Annotated in this window: 2 pseudogenes; both read right to left on the bottom strand. The window is 60.2% G+C overall.

The features are described from left to right. A pseudogene (locus tag DVK07_RS21190) lies at positions 1-335 on the bottom strand (carbohydrate ABC transporter permease); the annotation flags it as partial. Beyond that, a pseudogene (locus tag DVK07_RS21185) lies at positions 328-507 on the bottom strand (sugar ABC transporter permease); the annotation flags it as partial. The pseudogenes DVK07_RS21190 and DVK07_RS21185, both read right to left, overlap by 8 nt.

Here is a 507-nt window from a genome sequence, read left to right as displayed (position 1 = left end):
AGCGAAAAGGCGATCATCGAGTCGATGACGACGATGAGCAGCGTCGCTCCGGCGGCGATGATGAACGTGTTGATGGTCCACTCGACGACGAGCGTGTTGTTCAGGAGGTACTGGTAGTGTTCGAGCGTTATCGGCTCGCCCGCGAGCGGCGGTATCCAGTACGGTCGCGGGTCGCGCAACAGCTCGGTCGGCTGGAAGGACCGAGAGAGCGTGTACAGGTACGGGACCGCCATGAGAACGGCGAGGCCGTAGAGGAACGCGTGGAGCAACACGTTCCGAACCGTGTCGCCGTCGAGCCGTGCTCGTATCGAGTCCTGCGATGTCGTTTCAGTCATTTGAATCACCGATTACTTTGAAGTTCACGATTGCGATGACGATGAGGATGGCGACCAGCACGTACCCCATCGCCGCGCCGTAGCCGAACTGCTGTTGGGAGAAGGCGCTCCGGTAGAGATAGTAGACGAGCGTATCGGAGGTGTCCTTCGGGCCGCCCTGCGTCATCACGTA

The organism is Halorubrum sp. Atlit-26R, from assembly GCF_003666015.1.
In the GTDB taxonomy this organism is placed as follows: Archaea; Halobacteriota; Halobacteria; order Halobacteriales; family Haloferacaceae; genus Halorubrum.
The sequence above is the reverse complement of the archived record's forward strand: the minus strand, read 5'-3'. Positions and strand labels throughout refer to the sequence as shown.